At 58.8% G+C, this 19,689-nt stretch carries 13 protein-coding genes and 4 tRNA genes; all 17 read right to left on the bottom strand.

The window, feature by feature from the left end; all coding sequences use genetic code 11:
* Positions 1-47: 47 nt before the first annotated feature.
* Complete coding sequence (gene fusA / locus PQR67_RS19350) at positions 48-2,150, bottom strand: elongation factor G (RefSeq protein ID WP_408462585.1); 2,103 nt, start codon at positions 2,148-2,150, stop codon at positions 48-50.
* A 134-nt stretch (positions 2,151-2,284) separates the two neighbouring features.
* The gene (gene rpsG, locus PQR67_RS19345) at positions 2,285-2,755 is read right to left on the bottom strand and encodes a 30S ribosomal protein S7 (protein WP_006053291.1); all 471 of its coding nucleotides are present in this window, start codon (positions 2,753-2,755) and stop codon (positions 2,285-2,287) included.
* Between the two features lie 180 nt (positions 2,756-2,935).
* Positions 2,936-3,316, bottom strand: coding sequence for a 30S ribosomal protein S12 (gene rpsL, locus PQR67_RS19340; RefSeq protein WP_035935550.1), 381 nt, complete (start codon positions 3,314-3,316; stop codon positions 2,936-2,938).
* A 221-nt stretch (positions 3,317-3,537) separates the two neighbouring features.
* The gene (gene recQ, locus PQR67_RS19335) at positions 3,538-5,385 is read right to left on the bottom strand and encodes a DNA helicase RecQ (protein WP_408462582.1); all 1,848 of its coding nucleotides are present in this window, start codon (positions 5,383-5,385) and stop codon (positions 3,538-3,540) included.
* A 255-nt stretch (positions 5,386-5,640) separates the two neighbouring features.
* Positions 5,641-9,879 carry a DNA-directed RNA polymerase subunit beta' gene (gene rpoC, locus PQR67_RS19330; protein WP_408462579.1) on the bottom strand — a complete coding sequence of 1,413 codons (4,239 nt, stop codon included), beginning with the start codon at positions 9,877-9,879 and terminating at the stop codon, positions 5,641-5,643.
* Between the two features lie 21 nt (positions 9,880-9,900).
* Positions 9,901-14,007, bottom strand: coding sequence for a DNA-directed RNA polymerase subunit beta (gene rpoB, locus PQR67_RS19325; RefSeq protein WP_408462576.1), 4,107 nt, complete (start codon positions 14,005-14,007; stop codon positions 9,901-9,903).
* Between the two features lie 370 nt (positions 14,008-14,377).
* Positions 14,378-14,752 (bottom strand): 50S ribosomal protein L7/L12, encoded by a 375-nt coding sequence (rplL, locus tag PQR67_RS19320; RefSeq protein WP_054043372.1) that lies wholly within the window; start codon positions 14,750-14,752, stop codon positions 14,378-14,380.
* 63 nt (positions 14,753-14,815) lie between these two features.
* Positions 14,816-15,319, bottom strand: coding sequence for a 50S ribosomal protein L10 (gene rplJ / locus PQR67_RS19315; RefSeq protein ID WP_408462573.1), 504 nt, complete (start codon positions 15,317-15,319; stop codon positions 14,816-14,818).
* A gap of 302 nt (positions 15,320-15,621) precedes the next feature.
* Entirely contained in the window at positions 15,622-16,320 is a 699-nt protein-coding gene (rplA, locus tag PQR67_RS19310; RefSeq protein WP_408462570.1) for a 50S ribosomal protein L1, read from the bottom strand.
* The gene (gene rplK, locus PQR67_RS19305) at positions 16,321-16,752 is read right to left on the bottom strand and encodes a 50S ribosomal protein L11 (protein WP_120348451.1); all 432 of its coding nucleotides are present in this window, start codon (positions 16,750-16,752) and stop codon (positions 16,321-16,323) included.
* A gap of 166 nt (positions 16,753-16,918) precedes the next feature.
* Entirely contained in the window at positions 16,919-17,476 is a 558-nt protein-coding gene (gene nusG, locus PQR67_RS19300) for a transcription termination/antitermination protein NusG (protein ID WP_007180147.1), read from the bottom strand.
* A 1-nt stretch (position 17,477) separates the two neighbouring features.
* Positions 17,478-17,858 (bottom strand): preprotein translocase subunit SecE, encoded by a 381-nt coding sequence (gene secE / locus PQR67_RS19295; protein ID WP_046567533.1) that lies wholly within the window; start codon positions 17,856-17,858, stop codon positions 17,478-17,480.
* 36 nt (positions 17,859-17,894) lie between these two features.
* Positions 17,895-17,970 (bottom strand) — tRNA-Trp (locus tag PQR67_RS19290).
* 65 nt (positions 17,971-18,035) lie between these two features.
* Positions 18,036-19,226 (bottom strand): elongation factor Tu, encoded by a 1,191-nt coding sequence (tuf, locus tag PQR67_RS19285; RefSeq protein ID WP_063497539.1) that lies wholly within the window; start codon positions 19,224-19,226, stop codon positions 18,036-18,038.
* Positions 19,227-19,289: 63 nt separating this feature from the next.
* A tRNA-Thr gene (locus tag PQR67_RS19280) sits at positions 19,290-19,364 on the bottom strand.
* A 16-nt stretch (positions 19,365-19,380) separates the two neighbouring features.
* A tRNA-Gly gene (locus PQR67_RS19275) sits at positions 19,381-19,454 on the bottom strand.
* 47 nt (positions 19,455-19,501) lie between these two features.
* Positions 19,502-19,587, bottom strand: a tRNA-Tyr gene (locus PQR67_RS19270).
* Positions 19,588-19,689: the final 102 nt, after the last annotated feature.

Genomic DNA, 19,689 nt, shown 5'->3' with positions numbered 1-19,689 from the left:
GTTTCTCTTCTTTCAAAAAGTTAATCGTTGAATGACTTGCCGCGCGATTACTTCGACTTGGCGTTGATGATCGCTTCCGACACGTTACGCGGTGCTTCGGAGTAGTGCTTGAACTCCATCGTGTACGTTGCACGACCTTGGGTCAGCGAACGCAGCGACGTCGAGTAGCCGAACATTTCCGACAGCGGCACTTCGGCGCGAACGATCTTGCCGCCACCAACCATGTCGTCCATGCCCTGAACGATACCGCGACGACCCGACAGATCGCCCATCACGTTGCCCATGTAATCTTCAGGCGTTTCGACTTCCACAGCCATCATCGGTTCGAGGATGACCGGTTGAGCCTTGCGCATTGCTTCCTTGAACGCCATCGAACCGGCCATGCGGAACGCATTTTCGTTCGAGTCAACGTCGTGGTACGAACCGAACGTCAGGTGAACCTTCACGTCAACGACCGGGAAGCCTGCCAGCACGCCAGCCTTCAGCGTTTCCTGGATACCCTTGTCGACTGCCGGGATGTATTCACGCGGAATCACACCGCCCTTGATTTCGTCCAGGAACTCGTAGCCCTTGCCCTGCTCATTCGGCTCGAGCGTGATGACCGCGTGACCGTACTGGCCGCGACCACCCGACTGCTTGACGAACTTGCCGTCAACGTCTTCCGCCTTGCCGCGAATCGTTTCACGATACGCCACTTGCGGCTTGCCGACGGTTGCTTCGACGCCGAATTCACGCTTCATCCGGTCAACCAGAATTTCCAGGTGGAGCTCGCCCATCCCCGAAATAATGGTTTGACCCGATTCTTCGTCCGTTTGAACGCGGAACGACGGATCTTCCTGAGCCAGACGGTTCAGCGCCAGACCCATTTTTTCCTGGTCCGGTTTCGTCTTCGGCTCAACAGCCTGCGAAATCACCGGCTCCGGGAAAATCATGCGCTCGAGCACGATCGGGTGCAGCGGATCGCACAACGTGTCGCCCGTGGTCGCGTCTTTCAGGCCAACTGCAGCAGCGATGTCGCCTGCGTGCACTTCCTTGATTTCTTCACGCTGGTTTGCGTGCATCAGCAGAATACGGCCGAGACGTTCCTTCTTGTCCTTGGTCGCGTTCAGCAGCGTGTCGCCCGACTTCGTCGTGCCGGAGTACACACGGAAGAAGATCAGCTGGCCGACAAACGGGTCGGTCATGATCTTGAATGCGAGGGACGAGAACTTCTCGTCGTCAGCTGCGCGACGCTCAGCCTTTTCACCGTTTTCGAGTTCGCCCGTAACCGGCGGAATGTCGATCGGCGACGGCAGGAAGTCGAGCACGGCGTCCAGCATCCGTTGCACGCCCTTGTTCTTGAACGCGGTACCGCACAGCATCGGCTGGATTTCGCAAGCGATCGTACGGTCGCGCAGACCCTTGACGATTTCTGCCTCGGTCAGCTCACCCGACTCGAGGTACTTGTTCATCAGTTCTTCGCTCGATTCGGCCGCAGCTTCGATCATCTTTTCACGCCATTCATTGCACGTGTCAACGAGTTCCGCCGGGATTTCTTCGTACGAGAACTTCGTGCCTTGGGACGCTTCGTCCCAAATGATCGCCTTCATCTTCAGCAGATCGACCACGCCCGTGAACGATTCTTCAGCGCCGATAGGCACCACGACCGGAACCGGGTTCGCCTTCAGACGCAACTTGAGCTGGTCGTAGACCTTGAAGAAGTTCGCGCCGGTACGGTCCATCTTGTTGATGAACGCGAGACGGGGAACCTTGTACTTGTTAGCCTGACGCCACACGGTTTCCGACTGGGGCTGCACGCCGCCCACTGCGCAATACACCATGCATGCGCCGTCGAGCACGCGCATCGAGCGCTCAACTTCAATCGTGAAGTCAACGTGGCCCGGGGTGTCGATGATGTTGATGCGGTGCTCAGCGCGGTCGCCGGCCATGCCTTTCCAGAATGCCGTGGTAGCAGCGGACGTGATCGTGATACCGCGTTCCTGCTCCTGCTCCATCCAGTCCATGGTGGCAGCGCCGTCGTGAACTTCACCAATCTTGTGGTTCACGCCGGTGTAGAACAGAATGCGCTCGGTCGTCGTCGTTTTGCCGGCGTCGATGTGAGCGCTAATACCGATGTTACGGTAGCGCTCGATAGGTGTCTTGCGAGCCACTTTGATCCTCTATTGGGATGACGCGATGCGAGAAAATACCCATCGCGCTGTAACACAAACGGGCGAGGCGCTTTGTAAGCGCACCCGCCCGGAATTTCTTTCCGCTTTTTCTGCTAAACCCGGGTTCGGGAAGCTTAGAAACGGAAGTGCGAGAACGCCTTGTTGGCTTCTGCCATCCGGTGAACTTCGTCGCGCTTCTTCATCGCGCCGCCACGGCCTTCGGCCGCTTCGGAGAGTTCACCTGCCAGACGCAGAGCCATCGACTTCTCGCTGCGCTTCTTCGCGGCTTCACGCAACCAACGCATCGCCAATGCCATACGACGCGACGGACGCACTTCTACCGGAACCTGATAGTTCGCACCACCAACGCGGCGGCTCTTAACTTCGACCACCGGCTTGACGTTGTTGAGCGCTACCGTGAACACTTCCAGCGGGTCCTTGCCACCCTTGGTCTGGATCTGTTCGAAAGCGCCGTACACGATACGCTCAGCAACCGACTTCTTGCCGGAGAGCATCAGCACGTTCATGAACTTTGCAACATCTACGTTACCGAATTTCGGATCCGGCAACACTTCCCGCTTGGGGACTTCGCGACGACGCGGCATGTTTCTTCCTTTACTTTTCAGTTGGAGCTATTTTTAGCCCCGCGGCCACCAACTAACCCGATTCATCTCTAACGACTTACCAGCCTGGTCGGGTGACCACTTACTCGACAGCACCGGCGATTCCGGCACCACCGCTATTACCGCCTTTACAGGCGACCTGAAACTACGCTGACCGGCTAATTACTTGCCAGCCTTGGCACGCTTCGCACCGTACTTCGAGCGAGCCTGCTTACGATCCTTGACGCCCTGGGTATCCAGCGAGCCGCGAACCATGTGGTAACGCACACCCGGCAAGTCCTTAACACGGCCGCCGCGAATCAGCACGACCGAGTGTTCCTGCAGGTTGTGGCCTTCACCACCGATGTACGAAATGACTTCGAAGCCGTTCGTCAGACGAACCTTGGCAACCTTACGCAGTGCCGAGTTAGGCTTCTTAGGCGTCGTGGTGTACACACGGGTGCACACGCCGCGACGCTGGGGGCAGTCCTGCAAAGCCGGGCTCTTGCTCTTCACTGTTTCCGAAGCGCGGCCTTTGCGAACCAGTTGATTGATGGTTGGCATTGTTTATTCCTGAAATTGAACAAAATCGACGCATCTGTTTCCGGGCAAAGCAGAAACGATTGCGCATCGAACTTCCGGACCGGGCTGTCAGCGCACGAATTCACTCCGCACACCGGCATTCCAAGAACCGGAACCTAGCATAATATTCCGAAAATGCTAAGCGAGTCAACAGGTTGCATTGTTTCGCAAGCCTGCCGACCTCAAACAGCGCTCGTTGGCGCTCAGTCGGCGCCGACGACTTCCAGCAACTCGTCACCGAAACGGTCGAGTTTGCGGGCACCCATACCCGGAATACCACGCAAATCATCAATGGAATCGGGGCCGTTGCGGGCAATTTCGGCCAGCGTGGCGTCGTGGAAAATGACGTAGGCCGGCACGCCGTCGCTTTTCGCCGTTTCGGTGCGCCAGGCGCGCAGGCGCTCCCAGCGGGCGCGTTCGCGCGGGCCCATACCAATCGTCGGGTCAGCGCGCTCGCTGGTGCGGCCGGACGACTGACGGGTACGCGTCGGCTTCACGTAGCGGCGCATCGTCACGTTCTGCTCGCTCTTCAACACCGCTTTGGCAGCCTCGGTCAGGACCAGCGAGCCGAAACCTTCGTGGTCGACGGTGAGGTAGCCAAAAGCGACGAGTTGGCGAAAGATAGCGCGCCACTCCGGCTCGCCAAGCGCCGCGCCGATCCCAAAGGTGGTGAGCTTCTCGTGGCCGCGTTGCAGGATCTTCTCACTGCGGTTGCCCCGCAGAATGTCGATCAGATGCCCGGCGCCAAAGTGAAATCCACTCGCCCGCTGCGCGCGGAACACACATGACAGCGCCATCTGCGCTTCGCGCGTCGCATCCCATGTGTCGGGTGGCTCGATGCAGTTGTCACAGTTACCGCACGGCTTGCTCGATTCGCCGAAATACGCGAGCAATCGCACCCGCCGGCAGGTCGCCGCCTCGCACAACCCGAGCAACGCATCCAGCTTGCCAGTCTGCACACGCTTATGCGCGTCGTCGGCGTCGGACTCGTCGATCATCTTGCGCTGCTGCACAACGTCGCCCAGACCGTACGCCATCCACGCGTTCGCCGGCATGCCGTCGCGGCCTGCGCGCCCGGTTTCCTGGTAGTAGCCTTCGACGCTCTTCGGCAAATCAAGGTGGGCCACAAAGCGCACGTCTGGCTTGTCGATTCCCATGCCGAATGCGATCGTCGCGCACATCACGATGCCCTCCTCGCGCTGGAACATCTCCTGATGTTTCTGGCGGATTTCGAACTCCATGCCGGCGTGGTAGGGCAACGCGCGCATGCCTTTCTCTTTGAGCCACTCCGCCGTTTCTTCGACCTTGCGACGCGACAGGCAGTAGACAACGCCGGCGTCAGTCGTACCGTCCGGTTTCGAGTGTTCGGCGCGAATGAAGTCGAGCAATTGCGTGCGCGCATTGTCCTTTTCGACGATGCGGTAGCGGATGTTCGGGCGATCGAAGCTGGAGACAAAAATGCGCGCGTCATCGAGCGCGAGACGGTGGATGATTTCGTCGCGCGTGATCGCGTCGGCGGTCGCGGTGAGCGCGATGCGCGGCACGTTCGGAAAGCGCTCGTGTAGCACCGACAGTTGAATGTACTCAGGACGGAAATCGTGGCCCCATTGCGACACGCAATGCGCTTCGTCAATGGCAAACAGGCCGATGCGCGTGCGTTCGAGCAACTCCTGGAAACGGGGTGTCATCAACCGTTCCGGCGCCACGTACAGCAGATCGATTTCGCCTTCGCGCAGCGCGCGCTCAGTGGCCATTGCTTCGGCGCTCGACAGCGTGGAATTCAGATACGCGGCCCTCACGCCCACTTCCTTCAGCGCGGCGACCTGATCCTGCATCAATGCGATCAGCGGTGACACGACGATCCCCGCTCCGCATCCCGCTTCTCGCCGCACCAGTGACGGGATCTGATAGCACAACGACTTGCCGCCGCCGGTCGGCATCAGCACGAGGCAATCCCCGCCGCCGGCGACGTGCTCGACAATTTCGCCCTGCTGTCCTCTAAACGCGGGGTAACCAAAGACTTCGTTGAGGATTTCGAGCGGACGGGACATGAATTTGAGAGAAGCAGCGTAATGCCGGTGACACGAATTTTACCAACGCATTCGTGATGCGCCCGCGCTTTGCAGAAACGTTAGCCGTTTGGCCAGCAAATCCACAAAACGGCACAAAAATGAGGCGCGCGCCGTGCGTGGGACGGGCGGCGTAAGTGCTAAAGCACCAACTCCTGTCGACAAAAAAAAGCCGCTCAGTCGAAACTGAGCGGCTTCGCTGGCTGGTGAGCCCCAAGCGGCTTGCGCCGCCGGAACTTACTCGCCTGAGTGCTGCTGTTCGGCGGCCGGGGTTTCCGGCGTACCGAATTCGAACGACTCTTCCGCTGCGATCTGATCGAAACGCTCGCGGTCGGACAGTTCCTTGCTCTTGCGTGCCTTGTGGAACGCGAGACCCGTACCAGCCGGAATCAGACGACCAACGATCACGTTTTCCTTCAGCCCGCGCAGATCGTCGCGCTTGCCCATGATCGCCGCTTCGGTCAGCACGCGAGTCGTTTCCTGGAACGACGCCGCGGAGATGAACGAATCGGTCGACAGCGATGCCTTCGTAATACCGAGCAGCACGTTGTCGTAGGTTGCCGGGATCTTGCCTTCCGCAGCCATCCGGTCGTTTTCGTCGAGCATATCCGAGCGCTCAACCTGTTCGCCCATGATGAAGCGCGTGTCGCCGTTATCGACGATCTGCACGCGGCGCAGCATCTGACGGACGATCACTTCAATGTGCTTGTCATTGATCTTCACGCCCTGCAGACGATACACGTCCTGCACTTCGTCAACGATGTAGCGCGCCAGCGCTTCGACGCCCTGCAAACGCAGAATGTCGTGCGGATCAGCCGGCCCGTCGACAATCATTTCGCCCTTGTTGACGACCTGACCATCGTGCACCAGAACCTGCTTTTCCTTCGCGATCAGGAACTCGTGCTGATTGCCTTCGAGGTCCGTAATAACGAGACGCTGCTTGCCCTTCGTGTCCTTACCGAACGACGTCGTGCCCGTGACTTCCGCCAGAATACCGGCGTCCTTCGGCGAGCGCGCTTCGAACAGTTCGGCCACACGCGGCAGACCACCGGTAATGTCGCGAGTCTTTTGCGATTCAACCGGGATCCGTGCGAGCACTTCACCGACCTGCACTTGCTGACCGTCCTTCACGGTGATCAGAGCGCCGACCTGGAAGCCGATCTGCACCGAGTGCTCGGTGTTCGGGATCTTGACTTCTTCGCCGTTCGCGTCGAGCAGCTTGACCTGCGGACGCACCGTCTTCGCCGCTTGCGAACCGCGGCGCTTCACGTCGATCACGACCAGCGTCGAGAGACCCGTCACATCGTCGATCTGCTTGGCAACCGTCACGCCTTCTTCGACGTTTTCGAACTTCACCGTACCACCGTACTCGGTGATGATCGGACGCGTCATCGGATCCCACGTCGCCAGTTGCGTGCCGGCCTTGATCTGCGCGCCGTCCAGCTGCAACAGCGTCGCGCCGTACGGCACCTTGTGACGTTCGCGCTCGCGGCCGTGGTCGTCGGTGATCATCGCTTCGCCCGAACGCGAGATGACGATCTGCTCGCCCTTCGCATTGGTGACGTAACGCATGGTTGCCGTGAAACGCACCGTACCGTTCGACTTGGCTTCAACCGACGAAGCCACTGCTGCACGCGATGCCGCACCACCGATGTGGAACGTACGCATCGTGAGCTGCGTGCCCGGTTCGCCGATCGACTGAGCAGCGATCACGCCGACTGCTTCGCCAACGTTGACCGACGAGCCACGACCCAGGTCGCGGCCATAGCAGGCTGCGCACAGACCGTAACGCGTTTCGCAAGTCAGCGGCGTACGCACGCGCACTTCGTCGATGCCGAGGCGTTCGATTTCTTCGACCGCGTCTTCGTCGAGCAACGTGCCCGTTTCGTACAGCGTTTCCTGCGATTCCGGATTGACGACGTCAGCCACCGTCACGCGACCGAGGATACGGTCACGCAGCGCTTCGACGACTTCACCGCCTTCGACCAACGCCTTCATGGCGACGCCGTTGGACGTACCGCAATCGTCCTCGACCACCACCAGATCCTGCGTCACGTCGACCAGACGACGCGTCAGGTAACCCGAGTTTGCCGTCTTCAGTGCCGTATCAGCCAGACCCTTACGTGCGCCGTGGGTCGAGATGAAGTACTGCAACACGTTCAGGCCTTCACGGAAGTTCGCCGTAATCGGCGTTTCAATGATCGAGCCGTCCGGCTTCGCCATCAGGCCACGCATACCGGCCAGCTGACGAATCTGAACCGCGGAACCACGAGCACCCGAGTCCGCCATCATGTAGATGGAGTTGAACGACTCCTGACGCGTTTCGTTGCCGTCGCGATCGACCACCGGTTCCGTCGACAGCTGTTCCATCATCGCCTTGCCGACCGCTTCCGACGTTGCCGACCAGATGTCGACCACGTTGTTATAGCGCTCTTGCGACGTGACGAGACCCGACATGTACTGACGGTCGTATTCCTTCACCTTCTTCGCAGCGTCGCCGACGATCTGCTCTTTCTGCGGCGGCACGAGCATGTCGTCGACGCAGATCGAGATACCCGCGCGCGTTGCCAGACGGAAACCCGACTGCATCAACTGGTCGGCGAAAATCACCGTTTCGCGCAGACCGCACTTGCGGAATGCGGTGTTGATCAGGCGCGAGATTTCCTTCTTCTTCAGCGGCTTGTTCAGTACAGAGAACGGCAGACCCGGCGGCAGAATCTCCGACAGGATCGAACGGCCGACGGTCGTCGCGTACAGCGAGATCTTCGGCACGAACTTCGGCGCGCCTTCCGACGTGTCTTCGTTGTGGACCATTTCCGTGATCCGCACGTTGACGCGCGAGGCCAGCTCGACTTCCTTGTTCTCGTACGCACGCAGCGCTTCGGACACGCCCGTGAACGTCAGGCCTTCGCCCTTGGCGTTCACTGCTTCACGCGTCGCGTAGTACAGGCCGAGCACGATATCCTGCGACGGCACGATCGACGGATCGCCGTTGGCCGGGAACAGGATGTTGTTCGACGCCAGCATCAGCGTACGCGCTTCCATCTGCGCTTCGAGCGACAGCGGCACGTGCACAGCCATCTGGTCACCGTCGAAGTCGGCGTTGAACGCCGCGCAAACGAGCGGGTGCAGCTGGATCGCCTTACCTTCGATCAGCACCGGCTCGAAAGCCTGAATGCCAAGTCGGTGAAGCGTAGGCGCACGGTTCAGCATGACCGGATGTTCGCGGATCACCTCTTCGAGGATGTCCCACACCACGGCTGTCTGGTTCTCGACTTCCTTCTTCGCAGCCTTGATGGTGGTAGCAACACCCATCACTTCGAGCTTGTTGAAGATGAACGGCTTGAACAGTTCGAGCGCCATCAGCTTCGGCAGACCGCACTGATGCAGCTTGAGCGTCGGGCCGACCACGATCACCGAACGACCCGAGTAGTCAACGCGCTTACCGAGCAAGTTCTGACGGAAACGACCGCCCTTACCCTTGATCATGTCAGCGAGCGACTTCAGCGGACGCTTGTTCGCGCCGGTCATGGCCTTACCGCGACGGCCGTTATCGAGCAGCGAATCGACGGCTTCCTGCAGCATCCGCTTTTCGTTGCGGACGATGATTTCAGGCGCCTTCAGTTCGAGCAGACGCTTCAACCGGTTGTTACGGTTGATCACGCGGCGATACAGGTCGTTCAGGTCCGACGTCGCGAAGCGGCCGCCGTCCAGCGGCACCAGCGGACGCAGTTCCGGCGGCAGCACCGGCAGCACTTCGAGCACCATCCAGTCAGGCTTGATGCCCGAACGCTGGAAAGCCTCGAGCACCTTCAGGCGCTTCGCGTACTTCTTGATCTTCGCTTCCGAACCCGTGTTCTTGAGTTCGGTGCGCAGCATTTCGACCTGTTCGTCGATGTTGATTGCGCGCAGCAGTTCGCGAACGCCTTCCGCGCCCATCTCGGCACGGAATTCGTCACCGTACTCTTCGACCTTGTTGTAGTAATCCTCTTCCGTCATGATCTGCCGCGCTTTCAGCGGTGTCATGCCCGGATCGATCACCACGTAGGCTTCGAAGTACAGCACGCGTTCGATGTCGCGCAGCGTCATGTCGAGCACCATGCCCAGACGCGACGGCAGCGACTTCAGGAACCAGATGTGAGCGACCGGCGAGGCCAACTCAATGTGGCCCATCCGTTCGCGACGCACCTTGGCGAGCGTCACTTCGACGCCGCACTTTTCACAGATCACGCCACGATGCTTCAGGCGCTTGTACTTGCCGCAAAGGCATTCGTAGTCTTTGATCGGCCCGAAAATCTTGGCGCAGAACAGACCATCGCGTTCCGGCTTGAACGTCCGGTAGTTGATGGTTTCCGGCTTCTTGACTTCACCGAACGACCACGAACGGATCTTGTCTGGCGAGGCCAGACCGATCTTGATCGCGTCAAAAACTTCAGGCTGTTGGACTTGCTTGAATAGATCGAGCAGAGCTTTCATTGCTTTCTCTCCGTAGTCCGATTAGTTGCGGTCGAGGTCGATGTCGATACCGAGCGAGCGGATTTCCTTCACGAGCACGTTGAAGGATTCCGGCATGCCGGCGTCGATCACGTGATCACCCTTGACCAGGTTCTCATACACCTTGGTCCGGCCCGCCACGTCATCCGACTTCACCGTCAGCATTTCTTGCAACACGTACGATGCGCCGTACGCTTCGAGCGCCCACACTTCCATTTCACCGAAACGCTGGCCACCAAACTGCGCCTTACCGCCCAACGGCTGCTGCGTCACGAGCGAGTACGGGCCCGTGGAACGCGCGTGCATCTTGTCGTCGACCAAGTGGTGCAGCTTCAGGTAATGCATGTAGCCGACAGTCACCGTACGTTCGAACATCTCACCCGTGCGGCCGTCATACAGACGCACCTGGTTCTTCGACGGCGTCATGCCGAGGTTCTTCGCGATGTCGTCCGGGAATGCCAGATCCAGCGCGCGCGACATTTCTTCTTCCGTCGCACCGTCGAACACCGGCGTGGCAAACGGAACGCCTTCGCGCAGGTTCTTCGCCAGTTCGACGATTTCGTCGTCCGTGAAGCTGTCCAGCTCTTCAGCGCGGCCCGACTCGTTGTAGATCTTGGTCAGGAATTCGCGCAATTCAGCAATCTTCGCCTGACGTTGCAGCATTTCGCCGATACGCCAGCCGAGACCCTTCGCGGCCCAACCCAGATGCACTTCGAGAACCTGACCCACGTTCATCCGTGACGGCACGCCGAGGGGGTTCAGAACGACGTCAGCCGGACGGCCATCGGCCATGTACGGCATGTCTTCGATCGGAACGATCTTCGACACCACACCCTTGTTACCGTGACGACCGGCCATCTTGTCGCCAGGCTGCAGACGACGCTTCACAGCCAGATACACCTTGACCATCTTCAGCACGCCCGGCGGCAGTTCGTCGCCTTGCGTGAGCTTCTTGCGCTTTTCTTCGAACGCGAGATCGAACTGGTGACGCTTCTGTTCGATCGAGTCCTTGATCGCTTCGAGCTGTGCCGCTGCTTCTTCGTCCGCGAGGCGGATGTCGAACCAGTGGTAGTGGTCGAGATCTTCCAGGTAAGCCTGTTCGATCTTCGTACCCTTCGCGAGCTTCTTCGGACCGCCGTTCGCGACCTTGCCGGTCAACATACGTGCGAGACGCTGGAATGCATCGCCTTCCACGATACGCAACTGGTCGTTCAGGTCGAGGCGATAACGCTTCAGTTCATCGTCGATGATCTGTTGCGCACGCTTGTCGCGCTGAATGCCTTCACGCGTGAACACTTGCACGTCGATGACCGTGCCGCTCATGCCCGACGGCACGCGCAGCGACGTATCCTTCACGTCCGAAGCCTTTTCACCGAAGATCGCGCGCAGCAGCTTTTCTTCCGGCGTCAGCTGGGTTTCGCCCTTCGGCGTGACCTTACCGACCAGCACGTCGCCTGCTTCGACTTCAGCACCGATGTAGACGATGCCCGACTCATCGAGACGGCCGAGTTGCACTTCAGCCAGGTTCGAGATGTCGCGCGTGATTTCTTCCGGTCCGAGCTTCGTATCGCGAGCTACGACGTTCAGTTCTTCAATGTGGATCGACGTGTAACGGTCGTCAGCAACCACTTTCTCCGAGATCAAGATCGAATCTTCGAAGTTGTAGCCGTTCCACGGCATGAACGCGACCAGCATGTTCTGGCCGAGAGCCAGTTCGCCGAGGTCGGTCGATGCGCCGTCAGCCAGCACGTCGCCACGCGACACGATATCGCCGACCTTCACGATCGGGCGCTGGTTGATGTTCGTGTTCTGGTTCGAACGCGTGTACTTGATCAGGTTGTAGATGTCCACGCCGACGTCGCCAGCAACGGCTTCATCGTCGTTCACGCGGATCACCATGCGGCCTGCGTCGACGTAGTCGACCACACCGCCGCGGAATGCCTGAACTGTCGTACCCGAGTCGACTGCCACCGTGCGTTCGATACCCGTACCGACCACGGCCTTTTCAGGACGCAGACACGGCACAGCCTGACGCTGCATGTTCGAACCCATCAATGCGCGGTTCGCGTCATCGTGCTCGAGGAACGGAATCAGCGATGCCGCCACCGAGACGATCTGTGACGGCGCCACGTCCATGTACTGGATGCGGTCCGGCGTAACCATCAGCGTTTCGCCAGCTTCACGCGACGACACCAGTTCGTCGGTCAGCGAGCCGTCAGCCGCTACCGCCGCGTTCGCCTGAGCGATCACGTAACGGCCTTCTTCGATCGCCGACAGATAGTCGATCTGATCGGTCACCTTGCTGTCCACCACCTTGCGATACGGCGTTTCGAGGAAGCCGTATTCGTTCAGGTGCGCGTACAGTGCGAGCGAGTTGATCAGGCCGATGTTCGGACCTTCCGGCGTTTCAATCGGGCACACACGGCCGTAGTGGGTCGGGTGCACGTCGCGGACTTCAAAGCCAGCGCGCTCACGCGTCAAACCGCCCGGGCCAAGTGCCGAAACACGGCGCTTGTGGGTGATTTCCGACAGCGGGTTGGTCTGGTCCATAAACTGCGACAGCTGCGACGAACCGAAGAACTCGCGAATCGCCGACGAAATCGGCTTCGAGTTGATCAGGTCGTGCGGCATCAGGTTTTCGCTTTCGGCCTGGCCGAGGCGTTCCTTCACAGCACGTTCCACACGCACGAGTCCGGCGCGGAACTGGTTTTCCGCCAGTTCGCCGACGCAGCGCACGCGACGATTGCCCAAGTGGTCGATGTCGTCCACTTCGCCCTTGCCGTTACGCAGCTCGACCAGGATCTTGATCGTGGCGAGGATGTCGTCGTCTTGCAGCGTCATCGGGCCGACGATTTCGTCGCGACCGACACGGCGATTGAACTTCATACGACCCACCTTGGACAGGTCGTATGCGTCTTCGCTGTAGAACAGACGGTTGAACAGCGCCTCGACCGCTTCTTCGGTCGGCGGTTCGCCCGGACGCATCATGCGGTAGATCGCGATGCGAGCGGCCATCTTGTCCGCGGTTTCGTCGATACGCAGCGTCGACGAGATGTACGGACCTTGATCCAGATCGTTCGTGTAGAGCGTCTGGATGTCTTTGATCTTCGATTCGCGCAGCTTTTCGAGGACGGTTTCGGTGATTTCGTCGTTCGCGTTAGCGATGACTTCACCCGTGTCGCCGTCGACGACGTTCTTCGCCAGTGTGCGGCCGAGCAAATAGTCTTCCGGCACCGAGATGAACTTCGTCTTCGCGTTGTCGAGATCGCGAATGTGCTTGGCGTTGATCCGCTTGTCTTTCTGGACGATCACATTGCCGTCACGATCCGAAATGTCGAAACGTGCGACTTCACCACGCAGACGCTCGGGCACGAATTCCATCTGCGCGCCTTCCGGCATCAGCGTGAAATTGTCGAACACGAAGAAGTTTGCGAGGATCTGTTCCGGCGTCAGGCCGATTGCCTTCAGCAGGATCGTGACCGGCATCTTGCGACGGCGGTCAACGCGGAAGTACAGCACGTCCTTCGGATCGAATTCGAAGTCGAGCCACGAACCGCGGTAAGGAATGATACGAGCCGAGAAAAGGAGCTTGCCCGAGCTGTGCGTCTTGCCCTTGTCGTGTTCGAAGAACACGCCCGGCGAACGATGCAGCTGCGAAACAATCACTCGTTCCGTGCCGTTGATGACGAACGAACCCGTCGGCGTCATGAGCGGAATTTCGCCCATGTACACTTCCTGTTCCTTCACTTCCTTGACGACCGGCTTGCTCGGCGATTCCTTGTCGAGCAGCACCAGGCGCACTTTCGCGCGAAGTGCCGAGCAGTACGTCAAACCGCGCTGCTGACATTCCTTGATGTTGAAAGCCGGCGGCGACAGCATGTAGCTGACAAACTCGAGACGCGCAAAACCGTTGTGCGAAACGATCGGGAAAACGGATGTGAACGCAGCTTGCAGGCCTTCCGGCTTGCGTTGCGTGGATGACGTGTCTGCTTGCAGAAACGTGCTGAATGATTCAAGCTGGGTAGCCAGCAGGAAAGGTACTTGGTGAACGATGGGGCGCTTCGCAAAACTCTTGCGAATACGCTTCTTCTCGGTGAAGGAATATTGCATACGATCTCCGAATCACGGCGGGCATTGTTGTCGAGGCAGGATACCTTGATGAGACAACCCGAGTGTTCACCGACTGAGACCCGATGGCCGTCCGATGGCCTGAACGAGCCTAGAAGCTTGGTGGTTGGCCGCTACCAACCGCTGGCTGACGGCAGCGGATGCCTATGTTGCCCGCTACCCGACCAAACTTGCCTTCTGCAGTCGCTTCAGAAGACAAAGAGAAACGCCGGTCAATGTTGCCGAAAGGCGGTTTTCTTTGGCTTCTGGGGTCCTTGTTTTTGCCGAAAACATCCAGCAAAACCACGGCCCCCAACAAGCACAAAAAGGCCGGCGGTGGAAAACCGCCAGCCTTCGCACAACGCGCCGAAACTTACTTGATTTCAGCCTTCGCGCCGGCTTCTTCCAACTTCTTCTTGGCTTCTTCAGCAGCAGCCTTCGGTACCGATTCCTTAACAGGCTTCGGTGCACCGTCGACCAGGTCCTTCGCTTCCTTCAGGCCGAGACCCGTCAGTTCACGAACAGCCTTAATGACCGAAACCTTGTTCGCGCCGACTTCCGTCAGGTTGACCGTGAATTCGGTTTGCTCTTCAGCAGCAGCAGCAGCGCCGCCGCCTGCCGGGCCTGCCACTGCAACAGCAGCTGCCGACACGCCAAACTTTTCTTCGAACGCCTTAACCAGCTCGTTCAGTTCCAGAACCGACATCGAGCTTACTGCCTCGAGGATGTCATCTTTTGCGATTGCCATTTGAAATACTCCTAAATTGAATTCGGATACAGCCAGCGATCAATCACGCTCGACTGAAGTGCGTTACGCAGCGGTTTCTTCGCCTTGTTTCTTTTCTGCCAGCGCGGCCAGAGCGCGCGCAAAGCCGGAAACAGGTGCTTGCATAACGTACAACAGCTTGGAGAGCAGTTCTTCACGGCTCGGGATGTTAGCCAGCGCTTGCACGCCAGCCTTGTCCATCACGTTGCCGTCGAAGGAACCAGCCTTGATGATCAACTTGTCATTGGTTTTGCCGAAGTCATTGACGACCTTAGCAGCAGCAATTGCATCTTCCGAGATGCCGTAGATCAGGGGACCAGTCATCTGCTCTGCCAGCGGAGCAAACGGGGTACCTTCGACAGCGCGACGCGCCAGCGTGTTCTTCAACACGCGAAGGTAAACCTGTTGCTCACGCGCTTTCGCGCGCAGCTTGGTCAGATCGCCAACCGCGATTCCACGATACTCAGCCAGAACCACGGTCTGGGCTTTCGCGACTTGCGCGGCAACCTCAGCGACGACGGCCTGCTTGCTTTCTTTGTTAAGTGGCACGGTTAACCTCCAGATTCGATACACGCAGCGTGCGCTTTGTGTACCGCGTTCAATAACGGCGTCCGACCAGTCAGGAGTATTTCGACCGCCTGAAACCCACATTGCTGCGAATCTCAACCGGTTTCATCACTACAAAACCTTTTCGGGTTCGCCATCTGCGTTGGCTTTACATTAAGGGTCAGCCTGCCTGCTGCTTTCCCGCCAACGGTCTTTGACAACCGGCCGCTCGATGCAGACTGCCATCTTGCGACCGCCCAAAGCCCATAAAACCGCCTCGATTCACATCGAGGCGATGAAATCTATTACTGTGCTGCGATCGATGCCTGGTCGACGCGAACGCCAACACCCATCGTGCTCGACAGCGCGACCTTACGCAGGTAGACACCCTTGCTCGTTGCCGGCTTCGCTTTTTGCAGCGCGTCGACCAGAGCGTTCAGGTTGCTACGCAGAGCGGTCGGCTCGAACGAAGCGCGGCCGATCGTTGCGTGGATGATACCGGCCTTGTCGACACGGAATTGCACTTGACCAGCCTTGGCATTCTTGACTGCCGTCGCGACGTCCGGTGTGACCGTACCAACCTTCGGGTTCGGCATCAGGCCGCGCGGGCCAAGGATCTGACCGAGCGTACCGACAACGCGCATCGTGTCCGGCGAAGCGATCACGATGTCGAAGTCCAGCTTGCCAGCCTTGACTTGTTCAGCCAGGTCTTCCATACCAACGATTTCCGCACCGGCTGCACGAGCTTGCTCAGCCTTTTCGCCTTGTGCGAACACGGCCACGCGAACCGACTTACCGGTACCAGCCGGCAGCACGACCGAGCCACGAACCACTTGGTCCGACTTCTTCGCGTCGATGCCCAGTTGCACTGCAACGTCGATCGACTCGTCAAACTTCGCGCTTGCGCATTCCTTCACGAGCGACAGAGCTTCGTCGATCGGGTACAGCTTTTGACTATCAACCTTGGCTGCAAATGCTTGCAGACGCTTTGAAAGCTTAGCCATTTACACGCCCTCCACGGTGATGCCCATCGAGCGGGCGCTACCAGCGATCGTACGAACCGCTGCGTCCAGATCAGCTGCCGTCAGATCGGGCATCTTGGTCTTGGCGATGTCTTCAGCTTGAGCGCGGGTGATCGTGCCGACCTTGTCGGTATGCGGCTTGGCTGAACCCTTGTCGATCTTCGCTGCCTTCTTGATCAGAACGGTAGCCGGCGGCGTCTTCAGAACGAAGGTGAAGCTCTTGTCCGCGAACGCCGTGATCACGACCGGAGTCGGCAGACCCGGCTCCAGTGCTTGAGTCTGCGCGTTAAACGCCTTGCAGAACTCCATGATGTTCAGGCCGCGTTGGCCCAGTGCCGGACCGACCGGCGGCGACGGATTGGCTTTACCTGCAGGAATCTGCAGCTTGATAAAGCCGATGATTTTCTTTGCCATTTTTGAAAACCTCTTAGGAACGCCGCCGCGATACAAGCGGACATTCAGTGAGTAGTAGCGCGCGTTCGCCGAAAAACAGACTACTTACGCTCCTCAACGGTCATTACGCGGACCGTAAGCGCGAAATACGGAGCGCACCAAATGGTGCGCCCCGTAGAATTCTGGATTACAACTTTTCGACCTGGCCGAATTCCAGCTCGACCGGCGTTGCGCGGCCGAAGATTGTAACGGAAACACGGACGCGCGACTTTTCGTAATTCACTTCCTCGACGCTGCCGTTGAAATCCGTGAACGGACCGTCCTTTACCCGCACCATCTCGCCTACTTCGAACAGGGTCTTCGGGCGCGGCTTTTCCACGCCTTCCTGCATTTGCGACATGATTTTCTCGACTTCCCGCGGGGAAATCGGGCTCGGGCGATTACGCGCACCGCCTACGAAACCCGTCACCTTTGCCGTGTTTTTCACGAGGTGCCACGTTTCGTCTGTCATTTCCATTTCCACAAGGACGTAGCCCGGGAAGAAACGACGCTCGGTCACCGATTTGTGACCGCCTTTCACCTCGACCACTTCTTCAGTCGGAACGAGGATTTGACCAAATTGGTCTTGCATGCCAGCACGTTCGATACGCTCCTGAAGCGCACGTTGCACGCTCTTCTCCATGCCGGAGTAGGCGTGCACTACGTACCAACGTTTGCCGCTCGGGGATGCCGGAGTATCGCTCATATCATTTCCAACCCAGAATCACCGAGAAAATCGCCCATTCGATGGATTTGTCGCTAATCCAAAGAAAGATCGCCATGACGAACACGAAGCCGAACACTACCAGCGTTGTCTGGGTGGCCTCTTTGCGAGTCGGCCAGACAACCTTACGAACTTCTTTGTACGAGTCTTTGGCGAAAGCGATGAAACCCTTGCCAGGCGCGGAGAGAAGACCGACTGCAACACCCGCGATAGCGCCAACAGCCAAGGCGGCTCCGCGGACGTACCATTCCTGGCCGCTGAGCCAGAAGAACCCCACGAACCCGGCCAAGACCAACAATACGCCCGCGACGAGCATCAGCTTGTCGCCGGATGTATTTACAGTTTCGACGGAAGGATTCGCCATAACACCTTAACGAAGCGTCATATACGACGCGAGAGTTGGCAGGGGCAGAGGGAATCGAACCCCCAACCTTCGGTTTTGGAGACCGACGCTCTGCCAGTTGAGCTATACCCCTAAACCATTTTGGGGCTGACGACACCGCCAACCCCGAAACTACCGATCAACGAGAACTATCTGGCGTTACTCGAGAATCTTGGCAACCACACCTGCGCCGACCGTACGGCCGCCTTCGCGAATTGCGAAGCGCAGACCTTCTTCCATCGCGATCGGGTTGATCAGCTTCACCGTGATCGACACGTTGTCGCCCGGCATGACCATTTCCTTGTCCTTCGGCAACTCGATCGAGCCCGTCACGTCCGTCGTACGGAAGTAGAACTGCGGACGATAGTTGTTGAAGAACGGCGTATGGCGGCCGCCTTCGTCCTTGCTCAGCACGTACACTTCAGCCGTGAAGTGCGTGTGCGGGTTGATCGAACCCGGCTTCGCCAGAACCTGGCCACGCTCCACGTCTTCACGCTTCGTGCCGCGCAGCAGGATACCAACGTTGTCGCCTGCCTGACCCTGGTCGAGCAGCTTGCGGAACATTTCCACGCCCGTGCACGTCGTCTTCACCGTCGGCTTGATACCGACGATTTCGATTTCTTCGCCGACCTTCACCACGCCGCGCTCAACGCGACCCGTCACCACCGTGCCGCGACCCGAGATCGAGAACACGTCTTCCACCGGCATCAGGAACGCACCGTCAACTGCGCGCTCCGGCGTCGGGATGTACGTGTCCAGCGCATCGGCCAGGTTCATGATCGCCACTTCGCCCAGCTCGCCCGTGTCGCCTTCCAGCGCCAGCTTGGCCGAACCCTTGATGATCGGCGTGTCGTCGCCCGGGAAGTCGTACTTCGACAGAAGTTCGCGAACTTCCATCTCGACGAGCTCCAGCAGCTCAGCGTCGTCCACCATGTCGCACTTGTTCAGGAACACGATGATGTACGGAACGCCAACCTGACGCGCCAGCAGGATGTGCTCACGCGTTTGCGGCATCGGACCGTCTGCTGCCGAGCACACCAGGATTGCGCCGTCCATCTGCGCTGCGCCCGTGATCATGTTCTTCACATAGTCAGCGTGGCCCGGGCAGTCGACGTGTGCGTAGTGGCGGTTAGCCGTTTCGTACTCGACGTGTGCCGTGTTGATCGTGATACCACGTGCCTTTTCTTCCGGCGCCGCGTCGATCTGGTCGTATGCCTTCGCTTCGCCGCCAAACTTCTTGGTCAGCACCGTCGTGATCGCTGCCGTCAGCGTGGTCTTGCCGTGGTCAACGTGACCGATCGTGCCGACGTTCACGTGCGGCTTGGTCCGCTCAAACTTACCCTTGGCCATTTTCGACTCCTAAGAGGATTTATCCGTACGTTGCGCCGCGCGCAAACAATCACCGAGTACTTCTGGTGCCCATGGGCAGGATCGAACTGCCGACCTCTCCCTTACCAAGGGAGTGCTCTACCACTGAGCCACATGGGCGCTACTTCGTTGTTACTGGAGCGGGTGAAGGGAATCGAACCCTCGTCGTAAGCTTGGAAGGCTTCTGCTCTACCATTGAGCTACACCCGCAAGGATCCATGGATTCCCAACTACTGCTACAGCTACAGCTTGCATTCTGGTGGAGGAGGTTGGATTCGAACCAACGTAGGCGTAAGCCAACAGATTTACAGTCTGCCCCCTTTAGCCACTCGGGCACCCCTCCGCAGAGAACTGATGATTATGAGGGAACAACCGCTTGCTGTCAAGGCTTGCTTGACCGTTCCAAACTCACAGCTCTCACTTATATAGTGATTCCAACGCCACC

Source organism: Paraburkholderia fungorum, from assembly GCF_046026025.1.
In the GTDB taxonomy this organism is placed as follows: Bacteria; Pseudomonadota; Gammaproteobacteria; order Burkholderiales; family Burkholderiaceae; genus Paraburkholderia; species Paraburkholderia fungorum_E.
The sequence above is the reverse complement of the archived record's forward strand: the minus strand, read 5'-3'. Positions and strand labels throughout refer to the sequence as shown.